Source organism: Pigmentiphaga sp. YJ18 (genome assembly GCF_038066655.1).
Classification (GTDB): Bacteria; Pseudomonadota; Gammaproteobacteria; order Burkholderiales; family Burkholderiaceae_B; genus Pigmentiphaga.
The window spans coordinates 84,221-102,516 of record NZ_JBBUKU010000006.1; the positions used below are offsets into that span (position 1 = coordinate 84,221).

Sequence of the window (18,296 nt, forward strand, 5' to 3'; positions counted from 1 at the left end):
TCCATGGTCTTTGCGTCGCTGGAATTCCTCACGCTGTTCCTGCCGCTGTTCCTGCTCGTCTACGCGGCCGTGCCGGCGTCCTGGCGCAATGCCGTGCTGATGTTCTCCAGCTGGATCTTCTACGGCTGGTGGAGCCCGCTGCTGCTGTTGCTGTTCATCGCGCTCATCCTGGTTGGCTGGATAGGCGGCATGGCCATCGACAGCACCCGCACCGAACGCCAGCGCATGCTGATACTGGTGGCGTTCATCACGATCAACCTGTCCGTGCTGTGCTGGTACAAGTACGCCAACATCCTGGTCGAAACCTTCAACCAGGTGCTGTCGTGGAACGGCGCGATGCCCGTTCCCTGGCAGAAGATCGCGCTGCCCATCGGCCTGTCCTTCATCGTGCTGCAGTCGATTTCCTACCTGATCGACGTGCAGCGCCGCGTCGTGCCGGCCGACCGCAGCCTGGTGAACTTCGGCGCCTACCAGGCCATGTTCGTGCACCTGATCGCCGGCCCCATCATCCGCTACGACTGGGTGGCGCGCGAGCTGCGTGAGCGCACCGTCGACTGGCCCCAGTTCACGCAGGGCGCGCGCCGGTTCATGATCGGCTTCGGCATGAAGGTACTGATCGCCGACACGCTGTCGCCCCTGGTGCAGACCGCCTTCTCGCTGTCCGCCCCCACCTTCCTGGACGCGTGGCTGGGCTGCTTCGCGTACAGCCTGCAGCTGTTCTTCGACTTCGCCGGCTACAGCGCCATGGCCATCGGCCTGGGCCTGATGCTGGGCTTCCATTTTCCCGAGAACTTCAACCATCCCTACCTGGCCACCAGCATCCAGGACTTCTGGCGCCGCTGGCACCTGTCGCTGTCGAGCTGGCTGCGTGACTACCTCTACATCCCGCTGGGCGGCAACCGCAAGGGCGAGGCGCGCACCTACGTCAACCTGCTGCTGACCATGGCCATCGCCGGCCTCTGGCACGGCGGCGACAACTGGAACTACCTGCTGTGGGGCATCGCCCACGGCCTGGCCCTGGCCGGCACCCGGCTGTGGGGCCATGCGTCGCTGCCCGAGCCGCCCGCCGTGCTGTCGCGGGTGCTGACCCTGCTGTTCGTCATGCTGGCCTGGACGCTGTTCCGGGCGCACTCCTTCGGCTCGGCCCTGGACATGTATGCCGGCCAGTTCGGCCTGAACGGCTACGCGCTGGGCGATGCCCTGCGCGTCCAGCTTCGGCCCGCCCACGTGATGGCCATGGTCCTGGGCGTGCTGTGCATCGTGTATCCGGCGATGGACGCCTGGCTGGCGCGCGGCGGCCGGCCGGCGCTGCTGCGCGCCTGGGACGGCGCCTGGCCGGTGGCCGGCTTCCTGCTGGGCTTCTCGCTCATCGCCAGCCGCGGCGCGGTCCCCTTCCTGTACTTCCAGTTCTGATGGACAAGACCTCTTCCCGCTCCGGCCCCCGCTACGCGCTCGCGGGCTGCGTCATGGCCGCCGTCCTGGCGGCGGGGCTGCTGTCCAACGGCTACGGACTGCTGGTCGAGCAACTGCCCCTGACCCGCACCGCGCCCGATTGGTCCGGCTTCCTGGACGGACGGGTCACCGCCGAGATCGCCGACACCCTGGCCAAGACGCCGCTGCCCTCCGGCTCGGCCAGCCTGGAACGCGGCGCGAGCTGGCTGGCCGTGGGCGACCTGGGCCCGCGCGTGCGCCAGGGCTGCCCGGACTGGCTGTTCCTGGCCGACGAACTGGAGCCGCATGCCGGCGGCGACGATGCCCTGCGGGCGCGGGCGCGGGAAGTCGCCGACCTGCGGACGCGGCTGGCCGCGCGCGGCATCGAGCTGCTCGTGGCCACGGTACCCGACAAGAGCCGCATCGCTGCCGCCGAACGCTGCGGCGTCTATCGTCCGGCCGCGCTGGACGAGCGCCTGCGCGCGTGGAACGGCCTGCTGCGAGCCAGCGGCGTACGGACCGTGGACCTGGAGTCCGCGCTGCGCAAGCTGCCCGTGCCGGGTTTCCTGCGCACCGACACCCACTGGAACGAAGCCGGCGCGGAAGCGGCGGCCGGCGCCATCGCCGCCGCGGCGCGCGCGCTGCCCTCGGCCGACCAGGCGCTGAAACCGCACCAGGCCTATGCCGTGACGCGGGGCCAGCCTCGACCGCTGGAGGGCGACCTGATCCGGCTGGCCGGCATAGAATGGCTGCCGGTCTCGCTGCTGCCTGCCCTGGACCTGGAGCCGCGCACGGCCTTCGCGCCGGTGGCGGACACCGCCGCCCCCGCCAGCGAGAACGACCTGTTCGGCGACGCGGACCTGCCTAGGGTGGCCCTGATCGGCACGTCCTACTCGCGCAACTCGAACTTCGTCCCGTTCCTGGAGGCCGCGATGCAGACCCGCGTGGTCAACTTCGCCCGCGACGGCGGCGAATTCGCCGGCGCCGCGCAGGCCTATTTCAAGAGCGAGGAATTCCGCGCCACGCCTCCCCGCCTGATCGTCTGGGAAATCCCGGAGCGTTCGCTGCAACGCCCCCTGGGCGGCGAGACCACGCTCTGGGAAGCCAGCGCGGCTACTCCACCTTCGCGCCCGAGGCCTTGACCACCGTTGCCCAGGTGTCGACTTCGTCCTTGATGAACGCACCGAACTGCTCCGGCGTGGTCTTGGCCGTGACGGCGCCCAGGTCCTTGAAACGCTGCTGCACGTCCGGCTTGGCCAGCGCCTTCTGCACGGATGCGTTGACCTTGGCGATGACGTCGGGCGGCGTGCCCTTAGGCGCGATCAGCCCGAACCACGACGACACGTCGAACTTGTCATAGCCCGACTCCATCATGGTGGGCAGATCGGGCGCGGTGGCCGAGCGTTCGGCGGTGGTGACCGCCAGCGCGCGCAGCTTGCCGGCCTGCACGTGCGGCCAGGCCGAGGGCATGTTGTCGAACATCAGTTGCACCTGGTTGCCGATCAGGTCGGTCAGGGCGGGAGCGCTGCCCTTGTAGGGGATGTGGGGAATGTCCACGCCGGCCCGCAGCTTGAACAGCTCGCCCGCCATGTGGATGGACGTGCCGCTGCCCGACGACGCGTACGAGAGCTTGTCCGGATGCGCCTTGACGTAGGCCACCAGTTCCTTGACGTTCTTGACCGGCAGCGACGGATTGACGACCAGGATGTTGGGCACCTTGATGACCAGCGCGATGGGCGCGAAGTCCTTGACGATGTCGAAACTCAGGTTCTTGTACAGGGTCTGGTTGATGGTGCTGGTGACGGCCACCATGTACAGCGTGTAGCCGTCGGGCTTGGCACGGGCGACCAGTTCCGCGCCGATGTTGCTGCCGGCCCCGGGCTTGTTCTCGACCACGAAGCTCTGGCCCAGGTCGTCGCCCAGTTCCTTGGCGATGATGCGGGCGGCGACGTCGGTGGTGCCGCCGGCCGAGAAACCGACCACCACGCGTACCGGCTTGTCCGGATACGAGGCAGCGACTGCGGGGCCGGCGGATATCAGGGAAACCAGGGCGGCCAGGCAGGCCGCCCGGGCCGATGACGGGAAATGCCTCATGGGTGCGTCTCCTTCTTGTATCGGTGGGGAATTTTCCAGCGATGCCTATGTCAACATCGGCGTCGGGCTCCGACCATTGTTGCAAACCCCAAGCATGCGCCGCGGGCGCGTTTCGCTGTATCCTGCGGCCGACCCATCCCTACCCCGCTCCGATGACCGATCAACAGCATTCTCCCTACAAGAGCACCGGCGGCCTCCAGCGGGTCTTCCGCGCCTGGCGCTATTCGCTGCAGGGCCTGGGCGCCGCGCTCAAATACGAGGCCGCGTTCCGCCAGGAGGTCGCGCTGGTCGTCATCCTGGTGCCGGCGGCGGTCTGGCTGGGCCGCGACACCACCGAAGTCCTGCTGCTGCTGTTCAGCATGCTGCTGGTGCTGGTGGTGGAATTGCTCAATTCCGCGGTGGAGGCGCTGGCCGACGCCCTGTCAGTGGAAACCCACCCGCTGCTGGGGCGCGCCAAGGACCTGGGCAGCGCGGCCGTGATGCTGTCCCTGCTGTTCTCGGCCGGGCTCTGGATACACGTGCTGGCGGGCCGGCTGCTAGCCTGATCCCGCTTCCATGGAGAATTGCGGGCCGTTTCGCGCCGGATGCCGGATGATCCTACAATGGCGGATCGACTCCGTTCCCCTTGCACCATGTCTTTCACCCGCAAACTGACGCAGGCCTGGGCCGCGTCCGACTCCCTGCTGACCGTCGGCCTGGACCCGGATCCCGCCCGCTTTCCCGCCGAACTGCGCGGACGGACCGACCGCATCTTCGATTTCTGCCGGGCCATCGCCGACATCACCGCGCCCTACGCGTGCGCGTTCAAGCCCCAGATCGCCTATTTCGCCGCCCGCCGCGCCGAGGACCAGCTCGAGGCGCTGTGCCGGCACATCAAGGAACACCATCCCGACATCCCGCTGGTGCTGGACGCCAAGCGCGGCGACATCGGCTCGACGGCCGAACAGTACGCCGCCGAGGCCTTCGAGCGCTACGGCGCCGATGCCGTCACGGTCAGCCCCTACATGGGTTCGGACTCGATCGAACCCTATTTCGCCTGGCCGGATCGCGGCGTGATCGTGTTGTGCCGCACTTCCAACCCCGGCGGCTCGGACCTGCAATTCCTGGAAACCGGCGGCGAACCGCTCTACCTGCGCGTGGCCGACCTGGTGGCGAAGAAGTGGAATCGCCACGGCCAGCTCGGCCTGGTGGTGGGCGCCACCTTCCCCGCCGAGCTGGCGGCGGTACGCGCCCGCATCGGCGCCGACATGCCGCTGCTGGTGCCCGGCGTGGGCGCCCAGGGCGGCGACGTGCAGGCCACGGTGGAAGCGGGATGCAATGCCGCGGGCACCGGCATGATGATCAACTCGTCGCGCGCCATCCTGTACGCCAGCGGCGGCGACGACTGGCGCGAGGCCGCGGCGCGCGTGGCGCGCGAGACCCGCGACGCCATCAACGGCTTCCGCCCCGGCCGGGGCTAGCCCCCGGTCCCGGGCGGCCCCCTGGTCACTTCTCGATCTTGATGCCGGCCGTGCGGACCACCTTGGCCCAGCGCCCCACCTCGGCCTGGATCAACTTGCCGAAAGCCTCCGGCGTGGGGCTGGGCACGACCTCGGCCCCTTCGTCCGAGATCGACTTGCGCACGTCGGCATCATTCAGCAGCGCGACGATTTCCTGGTGCAGCCGTGCCACGATGGGTGCCGGCGTGCCGCCGCGCGCCACGATGCCGAACCAGGTACCGGTCTCGAACTCCATGCCCGCCTCGCGGAAGGTAGGCACCTCGGGCAGGCTGGGGGAACGCTTGTCCGAGGCCATGGCCAGCGCCCGCAGCTTGCCGTTGCGGATGTGGTTCATCACCGGCACCAGGCTGGGAAACAGCAGCCGGGTCTCGCCCGACAGGGTCGCCAGCACGGCGGGGCCGCCGCCCTTGTAGGGCACGTGGTAGAGCTTCGTTCCGCTGCTCTGCTGGAACAGTTCGGCCACCAGGTGGGGCGCCGTGCCCACGCCGTAGGACGCGTAGTTGACCTGGCCCGGCCGCTCGCGGGCATAGCGGATCAGTTCCTGCAGCGACGATACCGGCAGGCCGGGATTCACCACCAGCACCGCGGGCGCGTTGGCCAGCTGCGAGACGGGGGCGAAGTCCTTCTTCAGGTCGTACGAAATCGTGTTGTACAGGCTGCCGTTCGAGCTGATGGCGGTCGTGGCCATCAGCAGCGTATAGCCGTCCGGGGCGGAGCGGGCCACGGCCTCGGCGCCGATGATGCCGCTGGCGCCGGGGCGGTTGTCCACGATGACGGGCTGGCCCAGCCGCTCGCCCAGCTTCTTGCCCACGACGCGCGCGATCATGTCGGTGCCGCCGCCGGGCGCGAAGGGCACGATCAGGCGGATGGGCTGATTGGGATAGTCCTGGGCCGCCCAGGCGCCGGCGCTGGACAGGGTGGCGGCGACGGCGCAGGCGAGCGCCAGCCGCCCGCGCGGGGAAGCAGGTGTTTGCATCTCAGCTGGCCGACGGCAGGTCGCGGATGGCAATGCCGCGGTCGATGGCGTCGCAGCGCGCGTCCTCGGCGGCGGCGCGCTTGCGCGACAATTCCAGCACTTCGCGGGCGCGGTCGCGCGGAATGAAGCAGACACCGGTGTCGTCGGCCACCACGAGGTCGCCGGGATTGACGCGTATGCCCTCGATCTGGACCGGGCCGTTGATCTCGATCGTCTCGATGCGCCACTTGCCGGTGATGGGCGAGACCTCGGTGGCCCAGACCGGGAAGCCGACGCGGCGCGAATGCGCCACGTCGCGCACCCCGCCCGACACGATGGCGCCGATCTCGCCCTGGCGCTTGGCCACCTGGGCCGAGATGCCGCCCATGTTCGACAGCCCCGGCACGCCCTCGATCACCAGCACATCGCCTTGTTCCGCGATGTTGTGGGCCTCGATCTCGGCCATGCCGTTGCGGTGGGCGCGCGCGTTGTCGATGGGATGGCCGGTCAGGACCGTGTTGCGCAGGGTCATGGCCGGGCCGACGATGGTGGCGCCGGGAATGGTGGGCCGAAGCAGCGAGCCGGGCAGCGTCCCGGCGATGCCCAGGTGGTCCATGACGTCGGACACGATGCCGGTGGCGTCTCCCAGCGCCTTGAAGCCGTCGATCAGGTCCTGGGGCGGGCGCTCGATGTCGAGGCTCTTTACCCGTTCGGGGGCGATCTTGCCCAGCAGCGTCTTGGTCATGCGTGGTCTCCGTGAGGAATGAGGCGCGCCGCCCCCTGCGGCCCATCCGCAGTGGCGGTCTTCATATGTGAAAAATTCTCATCGCTTTCCCAATACGCATCAATCGATTTATAGTCAATATGATTGACTTTTACTCATAGAAAATGGCCACTCGCCTGCCCCCGCTGAACCCGCTGCGCACCTTCGAGGTGGCGGCGCGCCACCTGAGCTTCACGCGCGCCGCGCGCGAACTGCACGTCACGCCCGGCGCCGTCAGCCGGCAGGTCATGGTCCTGGAGGAATTCCTGGGGGCCCGGCTGTTCGAGCGGGTGAACCGCGAAGTGCGGCTGACCGCCGTCGGCCGGCGCTACCTGGACGACCTGAACGACGTGTTCGACAGCATAGGCGAGGCCACCCATCGCGCCATGCAGGGGGTACGCGACAAGCCGCTGCACATCTGGTGTCCGATGACCTTCGCGATGCGTTGGCTGGTGCCGCGCCTGCCCGCGTTCCACGCCGCCCATCCCGGCCGCGACGCCATCTTCACCACCTCGCTCAAGCCGGTGGACTTCACCGAGCACGATGCCGACGTCGCCATCCGCATGGGCCGCGGCGACTGGCCGGGGGTGATCTCCCGCTTCCTGGTCGGCATCGAACTGTTGCCGGTGTGCAGCCCGCGCCTGCTGGAGGGCCGCGCCCCGCTCGTCCATCCGGGCGACCTGGGCCAGTACACGCTGCTGCAATCGGTGGCGCGGCCGGACTACTGGCCGACCTGGCTGCAGGCCGCGGGCGCGGATGACATCGACCCGGACCGCGGGTTGACCTTCGAGAGCGTCAGCCTGGCCTACCAGGCGGCACTGGAGGGCCTGGGCGTGGCCATGGGCCAGCATGCGCTGGTGGCCGACGACCTGGCGGCGGGCAGGCTGGTCGCGCCCTTCGGCCTGCGCGTCCCCATCGACAACGCCTTCTACCTGATCTATCCGGAGCGGCTGCAATACGACGCGCACCTGTGCACGTTCCGCGACTGGATACTGGCCGAGGCCCGCGCGGACGAAACCCGGCGCGCCTCGCCCCGCGCCTGAGGAACACTCCGGCTCAGGCCGGCTGCGGCGACGGGAAGCGTATCCGCACGCCCAGGCCGCGCCCGCGCAGGCCGGTGCCCACGTGGATGGAGGCCGCGTGCGATTCAGCGATCTGCGCGACCAGCGACAGGCCGATGCCGCTGCCGCGTTCGGTGGTACCCATCACGCGATAGAAACGATCGAAGATGCGCCGGTATTCGGATTCGGGCACGCCGGGGCCATCGTCGGCCACCGTCAGCAGCACGCCGTCGGCCTCGCGCCGGCAGGCCACGGCGATGTGCGCGTCGCGGCCGCCGTAGCGCACCGCGTTGTCGATCAGGTTGCGCACCAGGATGCCCAAAGGATCGACCCGGCCGCGCACCAGGCAGTCCTCGGTGTCCAGGCTGATGCGCTGGCCGCGCTCGGCGGCGCCGTTCTCGAAATCCCGCGCGATCACCGACACCACGGTGTGCAGCTCCACGTCGTCCTCGCCGAAACCGTTGGCGTCCAGCCGGGCCATGTCCAGCAACTGCTCGGAAAGCCGCGCGCTGCGCTGGGTAGTCGCCAGCAGCTTGCCCAGTTCCGCGCGCAGTTGCACGGGGTCCTGGCACCCCAGGGCGTTCTCGGTCTGCACCGTCAGGACCGCGAGCGGCGTGCGCAGTTCGTGCGCGGCATCGACCAGGAAGCGCCGCTCGTTCTGCATGGTCTCGTCCAGCCGTCCTAGCAGGCCGTTGAACGACTCGACCAGCGGACGCAGTTCCACCGGCAGTTCCTTCGCCGGCAGCGGCTGCAGATCGGTGGGACGCCGCTGCAGAATGCGGCGCGACAGCCGCGTGACGGGCAAGACCGACCACTGGACCAGGCAGCCGACGACGCAAGCCAGCATGCAGGCCAGTATGCCGACGAACATCAACCCGCGGGTCAGGCGGTCGTGCAGTTCCTTGCGCAGCAGCGATTGCGGCTTGCCCACCTGCACCTGTATCCGCCCGCTGGCATCCGAGACCGCATAGACGCGCCAGGGTTCGCCTCCCACCATGATGGTGCCGTAGCCTTCGTGCATGTCCGGCACGATGGGGCGGCCGGGCGCGGTCGGGGAATGCAGCACGCTGCGGCCCGTCGCCAGGTTCCAGACCTGGAAGGTCATCTGGAGCTGGGAAGTGTCCAGCCGCTGCTGGCCCGGCAGCGAAAAGCCGCGTTCGGCGACGTTGTTCTCGAGTCCGACAGGCAGGGACAGCAAGGTCAGGTTCGCCACCTCGCGCAGCGCGGCGTCCCATTCCCCGCTCCACTCGCGCGTGACCTCGGCCCGATACCACAGGAACGTTCCCGCCCAGGTCAGCAGCATGGTCGCGACGATGCCCGTCAGCAGGCGCGTGCGCAGCGATCTCATCGCGCCTCCCGCAGCCGGTAGCCGTATCCATGCACGGTCTCGATCAGGTCCTCGCCCAGCTTGCGGCGCAACTGATGGACGTAGACCGCCACGGTGTTGCTTTCGATCACGCCGTCACTGCCGTAGACCGCCTCCTCCAGCGCCGTGCGGGACAGGGCCTTGCCCGCCCTTTCCATCAGCGCCAGCAGCGTGCGGTATTCGTGCGCGCTGAGCGCGACCGGCTGGCCACGGCAGGCGACCGAGCGCGAGGCGGGGTCGAGTTCGACCTCGCCGCTGCGCAGCACCGGCGCCACGCGTCCCAGGCTGCGGCGCAGCACCGCGCGCAGCCGGGCCCGCAGCTCGTCGACCTGGAACGGCTTGACCAGGTAATCGTCGGCACCCGCGTCCAGGCCGCCTATGCGGTCGCTCAGGCGGTCGCGCGCGGTCATGATGATGACCGGCGTCGTGTCGTAGCGGGCGCGCATGGCGGCCAGCACGCCCAGCCCGGAGCCGCCGGGCAGTCCAAGGTCGAGCAGGACCGCCGCATAATCGTGGTCGATCAGCGTCAGCCGCGCCGCCGCGGCGTCACGGGCCCATTCGACCACGGTGTCGTGCTGGCGCAGCGCGGTGACGAGCGCGTCGGCAAGCATGACGTCGTCTTCTACGAGCAGGAGGCGCAAGATCGGTGTCCCGGTGGTTCGGCTGAGCGGCGCGCGTGGCCGCATTGGCTGGCAAAGGCCAGTATCGTCGCCCGATTTTAAAAAGTTCTTAAACCGCTCCGCCCAGAATTCACGGTGGCGGCTGGCTCGCGCTCATGCCCGGGCCGGGCTGGCCGCCGCCTTCACATCCCCATTCGGAACCGCCCGCGGCGGCAGGTTCCAGGAGCCAGCCACATGATCCAGGATCCGCGCAGCCTCTGCCTCTGCTTCCTGCTGGGCGCCATGCAGCCCGCCGTCGGGCAGGACCTCGTGGGCGGCGGCCTCGCCGTCATCCCGGCCTATCCCGGCGCCGACAGCTATCGCGTGCTGCCCGCCCCCATCGTCAACTTCCAGCGCGGCCCCTTCTTCATCTCGAACAGCCAGGGCCTGCCCGGGCTGGGGCTGAAGACGGAAATCGCCCCCGGCCTGAACGTGGGCGTGCGCGCCGGCTTCGGCCTGGGCCGCAAGGAAAGCCGGTCCGACCGGCTGTCGGGCCTGGGCGACATCGATGCCCATGCCCAGTATGGCGTGTTCGCCGACTGGGCGCCCGGCCGGTGGCGCGCGTCGGTGTCGTACACCCAGGCGGCCAAGAGCGGCTATGGCGGCACCCTGGCCGTGCGCGGCTCGTACGCCATCTGGCAGGGCGGCAAGCACGACGTGCAGGTCGGCGCCGGCCTGGAATGGGGCAACCGCGATCACATGCAGACCTGGTTCGGCGTGACGCCCGAGCAGGCCGCGCACAGCGGCGCGGGCCTTGCGTCCTACCGGCCGTCGTCGGGCCTGCGCTCGGGCTCGGCCTTCGCGCTCTGGACTTACCGGCTCGACCAGCGCTGGCGCGTCGTCACGCTGCTGGGCGTCCAGAGCCTGATGGGCGACGCGGCCGACAGCCCCATCGTCGAACGCAAGACCGCCGCCTTCGGCAGCGTGGGCCTGGCCTACTCGTTCTGAAGCGGGTCGGCCGCGAGCGCCCGCGCTTCCAGCACGCCGCGCAGCGCGATCCTGACCGCCTGCATGCGCACGGCGGCGCGGTCTCCGGCCAGCAGATGCGTGGCCGTGCGCACCCGCGGGCCTTCGGGCGTCGTCCACGCCCAGCCGAAACACACCATGCCCACCGGCTTGCCCGGCGTCGCACCGCCGGGTCCGGCGATGCCGGTCGTCGATACCGCCATCTGCGCCCGCGCCGCCTTCAACGCGCCGGCCGCCATTTCGCCCGCGGTCTGTTCGCTGACCGCGCCGTGCGCCGCCAGCGTATCTTCCCGCACGCCCAGCTCGGCCACCTTGGCCGCGTTGGTGTAGGTGACGAACCCCCGGTCGAACCAGGCGCTGGAACCGGCCACGGCCGTGACCAACCCCGCCACCAGCCCGCCGGTGCAGGACTCGGCGGCGGCCAGCATCCAGCCCGCGGGTTGCAGGGCCTCGCCCAAGGCGGCGGACAGATCCAGCGATTCCTGGTCGAACATATATGCTCCCCCCTACGCGCTGACGCGCGCCCCCCAGGGGGCGATGCGGGTGGACCGGCAAAGCCGGATCCACCGCATCCTGGGGCACGACCAGGCCGGCCGAGAATGGCGATCGTCAGCCTGGTTGAAAGCCGCCCCCTGGATTGATTTAGTTGACGATACGCCAGTACAGCGCGCAGACCAAGAGCGCGTAGAACGCGGCGATCATGTCGTCCCACATCACGCCCACGCCGTTCTTGAGCCGGCGGTCGAAATGGCCGATGGGGGGCGGCTTGAGGATGTCGAACAGGCGGAACAGCAGGAAGCCGAAAGCCTGCGACACCGCGGAATCCGGGATCAGCCACAGCACGGTCCAGAAGGCGACCATCTCGTCCCACACCATGCCGCCATGGTCGGGCACGCCCAGGTCGCGCCCGGTGCGGTCGCAGGCCCAGATGCCCACGGCGAAGGCCACCGCCAGGAAGATGACCTGGTGCAGCGGCGCGCCCAGCACCATCGTCAAAGGCTGCCACAGCGCCCAGGCCAGCAGCGTTCCCCAGGTCCCCGGCGCGGGGCGGATCAGGCCACTGCCCAGGCCGAAGGCGATGGTGCGCGACAGGCGCGCGCGCATCCAGGCGAAGCTGGGGCTCGCCGGCACCGTGCCGGCGGAGGAGGTGTCGGTCATGATGCCTCAGGCAAGGAGTCCACCGCCGGACCGGCCGTGGACGGAAAATGATCGAAGCCCGCGCGGGGCAGATCCGGCACCGGGTTGCCGCCGGCATCCACCACGCGCAAGCCGGCGCCCGCTTCCACCGCGCCGATGCGCGTGACCGCCACGCCCGCGCGCGCGGCGGCGTCGGCCACCCGCGAGCGGGCGTCGGCCGGCGCGGTGAAACACAACTCGTAGGCATCGCCACCGCCCAGCGCGCAGCGCCGCCGCCACAAGGGCGGCAGCGCCGCCACGGCGGGCGACACCGGCACGTCGTCGGCGCACAGCCGGCCACCGCATCCGCTGGCGGCCAGGATATGGCCGAGGTCCTGCAGCAGGCCGTCCGAGATGTCGATCGCCGCGCTGGCCAGGCCGCGCAGCGCCAGCCCCAGCGCCACGCGCGGCTCGGGCCACTCGAGCGCGCGGCGGGTCGCCGCCAGCACCGCCGCCCGGTCCGCCACCGGCACTTCCGGCTCGCCCAGCAGCAGGCGCAGCGCGAGGTCGGCGTCGCCCAGCATGCCCGACACCCAGATGTCGTCGCCGGGCCGGGCGCCCGAGCGGCGCAGCGCCGCCTGGGCGGGCACGCTGCCGAAAATGGTGATGGACAGCGTCGTGCCCGCGTCGCTGCGGGTGGTGTCGCCCCCGACCAGGAAACAGCCATGGGCGTCGGCCAGCGCGAACAGGCCGCCGGCATAGGCCGACAGCCAGGCGTCGTCCACGCGCGGCAGCGCCAGCCCCAGCACGAAGGCCGTCGGCTTCGCCCCCATGGCGGCAAGATCGGACAGGTTCACGGCCAGCGACTTGTGGCCCAGCGCGCGCGGATCGACGTCGGGAAAGAAGTGGCGCCCTTCCACCAGCAGGTCGGTGCTGACCGCCATGGCCTCGGCCGAGGGCGCGAGCAGCGCGCAGTCGTCGCCCACCCCCAGCATGTCCGCCGGCGCCGTCCGGGTGAAATGGCGGCGAATGAGTTCGAACTCACCGCTCATGGTCAGACCCACCCCCTACGCCCTTCGGGCGCCCCGCATGGTGAGCCCCCAGCCGCTATGCGGCAGCCCCCCTCGGGGGCCGGGACCCGCCTTGGGACGGCCCAGCGCCGGGTCCCGTGGGGGCGGCGCTGGCGGACCGGCAAAGCCGGATCCGCGGCGCCCTGGAGGATGCGCGTCAGCGCATCCATTTCAGGCCCGGCGGCCGGCCTGGACCTCGGCGGCGCGGACTTCGGCCGCGAGCTTGTCCAGCACGCCGTTGACGAACTTGAAACCGTCGGTGCCGCCGAAGGACTTGGCGAGTTCGACGGCCTCGTTGATGACGACCTTGTACGGGATCTCGACGTGGTTCTGCAGCTCGTAGGTGCCGATCAGCAGGATGCCGTGCTCGACCGGCGACAGTTCCTCGACCTGGCGGTCGAGGAAGGGCGCGAAGCGTTCGCGCAGCGCGGCCGCATCGCGGGCCGCGCCGTAAAGCAGCGCCTTGTAGTGGCCCAGGTCGGCTTCGGCGAAACCTTCGCCGTCCTGCATGTGGGCATCGATCTCGCCCATCTCGCCGGCATCGCCACCCTTGAGCAGCCACTCGTACACCCCCTGCAGGGCGAACTCGCGCGCGCGGCGGCGCGCGCTGCGCGCGTTCTGGCGGCTGGCCTCAGTCATCCTGTTCTTCCTCGTCGTCGAACTCTTCGTCGTCTTCGTCCTCGTCGTCGTCTTCCTCGGGCTCGAGGGTGGCCAGCAGGTTGGCCATCTCGACGGCGGCCTGGGCGCAGTCGCGGCCCTTGGTCGCGGCGCGCTCCAGGGCCTGCTCTTCCGTTTCCGTGGTGAGCACGCCGTTGGCGACGGGGATGCCGGTCTCGAGCGCGACGCGGCTGATGGCCGCAGCGCTTTCATTGCTGACCACTTCGAAGTGGTAGGTCTCGCCGCGGACCACCGCGCCCAGCGCGATCAGTCCGTCGAACTCGCCGGTATGGGCGAGCTGGGCCAGGGTCACGCCCAGTTCCAGCGCGCCGGGCACCGAGATGACCATGATGTCGCGTTCATCGACGCCCAGCTTGCCGAGTTCTTCCAGGCAGGCCTGCAGCTGTTGTTCGCCGATGTTCTCGTTGAAGCGGGAGCGCACGATGCAGATATGCAGCCCTTCGCCATTCAGATCGGGAGTCATGGTATAGGGGTTCATGTTGGGGCGCCGTCCTTGGTGGGGGGTTGGTCATGGCCGGCCTCGTAGCCGGTCACGGTAAGGGAGAAGCCGGTCATGCTGGGCATGCGGACCGGCCGTGCCAGCAGCTTCATGCTGCCGACGTTCAGGTCCTTCAGGATCTGCGCGCCCACGCCGTAGGTGCGAAGATCCATGCGGGGCGGCGCGTCGCCGCAGGCCGCGCCGGTGCGGTCCTGGTCGATCAATTGCTGGAACTCGACCGCCAGGTCGCTGGCCGTGCCGTCGCAGTTGAGCAGGATGACCACGCCGGACTCGGCCTGGGAAATGGCTTCCAGGGCGCTGGGCACGCTCCAGCTGTGCGTGCTGCGGGCGACTTCCAGCACGTCCAGCAGCGAGGTGGGCTCGTGCACGCGCACCAGGGTCTCGCGCTCGGGATGGATGTCGCCGTGGACCAGCGCGAGATGGGGCGCGCCGCTGGGCGTGTCGCGGTACATCACGGCGCGGAAGACGCCGTGCGCCGTGCGGATCGGCCGCTCGGCCACGCGCTGCACCAGCGACTCGTGCTCGCTGCGGTACTGGATCAGGTCGGCGATGGTGCCGATCTTGACGTCGTGCTGGCGCGAGAACTCGATCAGGTCGGGCAGCCGCGCCATGGACCCGTCGTCCTTGAGCACTTCGCAGATGACCGAGGCGGGCGTAAGCCCGGCCATGGCGGTCAGGTCGCAGCCGGCCTCGGTGTGGCCGGCGCGCGCCAGCACGCCGCCGCGCGCGGCCTTCAGCGGAAAGATGTGGCCGGGCTGCACCAGGTCGGACGGCTTGGCCTCGCGGGCCACGGCGGCCTGCACGGTGCGCGCCCGGTCGGCCGCCGAGATGCCGGTGGTCACGCCCTGGGCGGCCTCGATGGAAACGGTGAAATTGGTGCCGTGCTTGGTGCCGTTGGCGGACACCATGAGCGGCAGGTTCAGCTGGCGGCAGCGGTCTTCCGTCAGCGTCAGGCAGATCAGGCCGCGTCCGTAGCGAGCCATGAAATTGATGGCCTCGGGCGTGACGAATTCGGCCGCCATGACGAGGTCGCCTTCGTTCTCGCGGTCCTCTTCGTCGACCAGGATGACCATGCGGCCGGCACGCAGCTCGGCCACGATTTCCGGCACCGACGAGATGGCCGAGGAACCGCTGGGGGCGGGAACGGGAGAAATGAATGCAGACATGAGGATCGTCCGGCGCGGGTTGCGTGGCTGTACCGGAGGCGGCGCGGGCGGTCGGGCCGGTACGGGAAACCCGGTATTTTACCCGGATGCCGGGACAGTAAGGGGGCCGGCGCCGTCCCCGGCCTACGACGCGGGGGGCGGGTTGTCCTGCGCGTCCAGCCGAGGCCGCAAGCCCGGATCCAGCGCCTCGCGCCCGTCGAACACGAAGCACGCGCCGTCGTAGCCTTCCCCGCCGGTTTCCTCGAAATATTTCAGAATGCCGCCCTCGAGCTGGTAGATGTGCTCGATGCCGGCCTGTTCCATGTAGATGGCCGCTTTTTCGCAGCGGATGCCGCCGGTGCAAAAGCTCACCACGGTCTTGCCGGCCAACTGGTCCCGGTTCGCCTGCACCGCCGCCGGGAACTGCGTGAACCGGGAGATCCGCCAGTCGAGCGCGCCCCGGAACGTGCCGTGGTCCACCTCGAAGGCATTGCGGGTGTCCAGCATGACGACTTCCCGCCCCTCGTCGTCATGGCCCTGCCGCAGCCAGCGGGCCAGGGTACGGGCCTCGACCGCTGGCGCCCGCCCCGCCTCGGGCCGGATGGCCGGGTGGTCCATGCGGATGATCTCGCGCTTGACCTTCACCAGCAGCTTGCGGAACGGCACCTGTGCCGACAGGCTTTCCTTGACCTCGATGCCGGCCAGCCGCCCGCCGAAGGCCGGGCCGTGGCGCAGCCAGTCCAGCCAGGCATCGATGCCCTGGCGCGTGCCGGCCAGGAACAGGTTGATGCCCTCCCGCGCCAACAGCACCGTGCCCTTCAGCCCGCACGCCAGCGCCCGGTCCCGCGCCGCGGCCTGCAGCGCGGGCAGGTCGTCCAGGGTCAGGAAACGGTAAGCGGCGATGTTGACGACGGCGGGCACGGCGAATCCAGGAAACGACAAGGCGCGATAGTTTACGCGCCGTCGTCCGGGGCCTCGAATTCGAGCTTGTGGAATCCGTAGCGCTCGGCCGTCATGTGGGCCAGGATGGCCACGGCGATCTCGGGCGGCGTGCGCGCGCCGATGCGCAGGCCCACCGGTCCGTGCAGCCGGGCCACGTCGTCCCGCGTCAGGTCGAACTCCACCAGCCGCTCGCGGCGCTTGGCCTGGTTGGCCCGCGAACCGATGGCGCCGACGTAGAACGCCTCGGACTTGAGCGCCTCCAGCAATGCCAGGTCGTCCAGCTTGGGATCGTGGGTCAGCGCGACGATGGCCGTGTGGCGGTCGGGACGCATCTCGGTCACGGTGTCGTCGGGCATGGTGGTCACCAGCTTCGCGCCCGGCACCTCCCAGCCCTGCGCGTATTCCTCGCGCGGATCGCAGACGATGACCTCGTAGTCCAGCGCCAGCGCCATCTGCGCCAGGTACTGCGACATCTGCCCCGCGCCGATGATCAGCAGGCGCCAGCTCGGCCCGTGGGTGGCGGCCAGCTCCGAGGCGGTCAGCGACAGCGTGTCGGCGCGGTCGCTGGCGGTTTCCAGCGCGGCACGGCCGGTGGCCAGGTCCAGCCGGCGCAGCACCCGATGGCCCTGGGTCAGCTCGGCCAGCAGGTCTTCCACCCCGCTGTGGTCGGCCACGGGCTCCAGGACCAGTTCCAGCGTGCCGCCACAGGGCAGGCCGAAGCGCGTGGCCTCGTCGGCCGAAACGCCGTAGCGCACCACGCTGGGCACGTCCGTGGGCCATGCACCGGCGCGCGCCTTGTCCGACAGATCGTCCTCGATACAGCCGCCCGATACCGAGCCGGCGATCGAGCCGTCGCCGCGCACGGCCACCATCGCGCCGATGGGCCGGGGCGCCGAGCCCCAGGTGCGTGTCACCGTGCCCAGCACGACCTTGTGCCCTTCCCGCCGCCACTGGGCCAGGCGCCGCAGGACGTCCAGATCGACGTTGTCCATCGTCGTTGCCACTCCACGTCATTCTCAGGACGTCATGATAGTCCAGGCCCGCGCCGCGACCGCTACGCGCAGGCCTGTGCCGCCGCGGACGGAAAGCGGCCGGCGCGGCTGACGCCGCCGATGGCGGGCCGCTGCAGCCGCTCGCCCAGCCACTGCGCCGTCCGCAGCACGGCATCCAGGTCGATGCCGGTGGCCACGCCCATGCGCTCGAGCATGTAGACGACGTCCTCGGTGGCGATGTTGCCGGTGGCCGCCGGGGCGAACGGGCAGCCGCCGAAACCGCCCGTGCTGGCGTCCAGGGCATCCACGCCCGCCTCCAGCGCCGCCAGCACGTTGGCGATGCCGGTATTGCGCGTATTGTGAAAATGGCAGCGCAGGCGCGCCCGCGGCGCCAGCGCGCGCGTGCCCGCCAGCAGCTCGCGCACCTGGGTCGGCACGCCGCAGCCTATGGTGTCGGCCAGCGCGATCTCGTCCGGCCGGGCCGGCAGCAGCGACTCCACCAGGGCCAGCACGCGTTGCGCGGGCACCTCGCCCTCGAAGGGGCAGCCGAAGGCGGCCCCGACCGTGACGGACGTGCGCATGCCGGCGGCCCGCGCGCCTTCCAGGATGGCCGAGGCGGCCGCGACCACGTCGGCCACGCCCGCGCCCTGGTTCTTGCGCGAGAAGGTCTCGCTGGCCACCACCACCACGTTGGCTTCGTCGCAGCCGGCCGCCCTCGCGCGCGCCAGGCCGGGCTCGTTCAGCACCAGGCCGATCAGCGACAGGCCCGGACGGCGCTCGATGCCCGCCATGACGGCCTCGGCATCGGCCATCTGCGGCACCCGCTTCGGATTGACGAAGCTGGCCGCCTCGATCCGCCTGCCGCCGGCATCGGCGATGCGCCGGATCAGTTCGATCTTGTCCGCCGCGGGCAGCAGCACGCGCTCGTTCTGGATGCCGTCGCGCGGCGCGACGTCGATGATCTCCACGTGGCCGTCCATGCCGGGTCTCCTGGTGTCTGTGGTCGGGAAAAGTATAGCTTTGTCCGGACAAACTGACATCCCTGGGCAGCCGGCGGCCC

General features: G+C 70.2%; 20 protein-coding genes. 6 read left to right on the top strand and 14 right to left on the bottom strand.

Features of this window, described 5'->3' with window-relative positions:
* Positions 1-3: 3 nt before the first annotated feature.
* The gene (locus tag WKR98_RS27140; protein WP_341435191.1) at positions 4-1,413 is read left to right on the top strand and encodes an MBOAT family O-acyltransferase; all 1,410 of its coding nucleotides are present in this window, start codon (positions 4-6) and stop codon (positions 1,411-1,413) included.
* A complete protein-coding gene (locus tag WKR98_RS27145; RefSeq protein WP_341435192.1) occupies positions 1,413-2,573 on the top strand; it encodes an alginate O-acetyltransferase AlgX-related protein in 1,161 nt (386 codons plus the stop codon). The genes WKR98_RS27140 and WKR98_RS27145 overlap by 1 nt, the downstream gene beginning before the upstream one ends.
* Here the strand turns inward: WKR98_RS27145 and WKR98_RS27150 are convergent.
* The gene (locus tag WKR98_RS27150) at positions 2,545-3,525 is read right to left on the bottom strand and encodes a Bug family tripartite tricarboxylate transporter substrate binding protein (protein ID WP_124691042.1); all 981 of its coding nucleotides are present in this window, start codon (positions 3,523-3,525) and stop codon (positions 2,545-2,547) included. The genes WKR98_RS27145 and WKR98_RS27150 overlap by 29 nt on opposite strands.
* Before the next feature lie 152 nt (positions 3,526-3,677).
* Between WKR98_RS27150 and WKR98_RS27155 the strand changes: the two genes are divergently transcribed.
* Positions 3,678-4,070: a diacylglycerol kinase gene (locus WKR98_RS27155; RefSeq protein ID WP_087839813.1), complete on the top strand. Its 393-nt coding sequence runs from the start codon at positions 3,678-3,680 to the stop codon at positions 4,068-4,070.
* Between the two features lie 87 nt (positions 4,071-4,157).
* Positions 4,158-4,985 carry an orotidine-5'-phosphate decarboxylase gene (pyrF, locus tag WKR98_RS27160; RefSeq protein WP_341435193.1) on the top strand — a complete coding sequence of 276 codons (828 nt, stop codon included), beginning with the start codon at positions 4,158-4,160 and terminating at the stop codon, positions 4,983-4,985.
* 25 nt (positions 4,986-5,010) lie between these two features.
* Here the strand turns inward: pyrF and WKR98_RS27165 are convergent, their stop codons facing one another.
* On the bottom strand, positions 5,011-6,000 hold the full coding sequence (locus WKR98_RS27165; RefSeq protein WP_341435194.1) for a Bug family tripartite tricarboxylate transporter substrate binding protein: 990 nt from the start codon (positions 5,998-6,000) through the stop codon (positions 5,011-5,013).
* A 1-nt stretch (position 6,001) separates the two neighbouring features.
* Positions 6,002-6,724, bottom strand: coding sequence for an RraA family protein (locus WKR98_RS27170; RefSeq protein ID WP_124691045.1), 723 nt, complete (start codon positions 6,722-6,724; stop codon positions 6,002-6,004).
* A gap of 143 nt (positions 6,725-6,867) precedes the next feature.
* On the opposite strand from WKR98_RS27170, the gene gcvA reads away from it, so the two are divergent.
* Positions 6,868-7,785, top strand: coding sequence for a transcriptional regulator GcvA (gcvA, locus tag WKR98_RS27175; protein WP_341435195.1), 918 nt, complete (start codon positions 6,868-6,870; stop codon positions 7,783-7,785).
* A 13-nt stretch (positions 7,786-7,798) separates the two neighbouring features.
* Here the strand turns inward: gcvA and WKR98_RS27180 are convergent, their stop codons facing one another.
* The gene (locus tag WKR98_RS27180) at positions 7,799-9,151 is read right to left on the bottom strand and encodes an ATP-binding protein (protein WP_341435196.1); all 1,353 of its coding nucleotides are present in this window, start codon (positions 9,149-9,151) and stop codon (positions 7,799-7,801) included.
* Complete coding sequence (locus WKR98_RS27185) at positions 9,148-9,810, bottom strand: response regulator transcription factor (RefSeq protein ID WP_341435197.1); 663 nt, start codon at positions 9,808-9,810, stop codon at positions 9,148-9,150. The genes WKR98_RS27180 and WKR98_RS27185 overlap by 4 nt, the downstream gene beginning before the upstream one ends.
* Positions 9,811-10,023: 213 nt before the next feature.
* On the opposite strand from WKR98_RS27185, the gene WKR98_RS27190 reads away from it, so the two are divergent.
* A complete protein-coding gene (locus WKR98_RS27190; protein ID WP_341435198.1) occupies positions 10,024-10,776 on the top strand; it encodes a MipA/OmpV family protein in 753 nt (250 codons plus the stop codon).
* Here the strand turns inward: WKR98_RS27190 and WKR98_RS27195 are convergent.
* The 9 genes from WKR98_RS27195 to WKR98_RS27235 form a co-directional block, all read right to left on the bottom strand.
* Entirely contained in the window at positions 10,764-11,288 is a 525-nt protein-coding gene (locus WKR98_RS27195) for a CinA family protein (RefSeq protein ID WP_341435199.1), read from the bottom strand. The genes WKR98_RS27190 and WKR98_RS27195 overlap by 13 nt on opposite strands.
* Positions 11,289-11,436: 148 nt before the next feature.
* Positions 11,437-11,952 carry a phosphatidylglycerophosphatase A family protein gene (locus WKR98_RS27200; RefSeq protein ID WP_445936169.1) on the bottom strand — a complete coding sequence of 172 codons (516 nt, stop codon included), beginning with the start codon at positions 11,950-11,952 and terminating at the stop codon, positions 11,437-11,439.
* Entirely contained in the window at positions 11,949-12,962 is a 1,014-nt protein-coding gene (gene thiL, locus WKR98_RS27205; RefSeq protein WP_341435200.1) for a thiamine-phosphate kinase, read from the bottom strand. The genes WKR98_RS27200 and thiL overlap by 4 nt, the downstream gene beginning before the upstream one ends.
* Positions 12,963-13,151: 189 nt before the next feature.
* Positions 13,152-13,619 (bottom strand): transcription antitermination factor NusB, encoded by a 468-nt coding sequence (gene nusB / locus WKR98_RS27210; protein ID WP_124691052.1) that lies wholly within the window; start codon positions 13,617-13,619, stop codon positions 13,152-13,154.
* Positions 13,612-14,136 (bottom strand): 6,7-dimethyl-8-ribityllumazine synthase, encoded by a 525-nt coding sequence (ribH, locus tag WKR98_RS27215; protein WP_341435201.1) that lies wholly within the window; start codon positions 14,134-14,136, stop codon positions 13,612-13,614. The genes nusB and ribH overlap by 8 nt, the downstream gene beginning before the upstream one ends.
* Complete coding sequence (ribBA, locus tag WKR98_RS27220; RefSeq protein ID WP_124691054.1) at positions 14,133-15,323, bottom strand: bifunctional 3,4-dihydroxy-2-butanone-4-phosphate synthase/GTP cyclohydrolase II; 1,191 nt, start codon at positions 15,321-15,323, stop codon at positions 14,133-14,135. The genes ribH and ribBA overlap by 4 nt, the downstream gene beginning before the upstream one ends.
* A 123-nt stretch (positions 15,324-15,446) precedes the next feature.
* Complete coding sequence (locus WKR98_RS27225) at positions 15,447-16,223, bottom strand: sulfurtransferase (protein WP_341435202.1); 777 nt, start codon at positions 16,221-16,223, stop codon at positions 15,447-15,449.
* A gap of 32 nt (positions 16,224-16,255) precedes the next feature.
* On the bottom strand, positions 16,256-17,236 hold the full coding sequence (locus tag WKR98_RS27230; protein ID WP_124691056.1) for an XdhC family protein: 981 nt from the start codon (positions 17,234-17,236) through the stop codon (positions 16,256-16,258).
* 62 nt (positions 17,237-17,298) lie between these two features.
* Entirely contained in the window at positions 17,299-18,216 is a 918-nt protein-coding gene (locus tag WKR98_RS27235) for a hydroxymethylglutaryl-CoA lyase (protein WP_341435203.1), read from the bottom strand.
* Between the last annotated feature and the right edge of the window lie 80 nt (positions 18,217-18,296).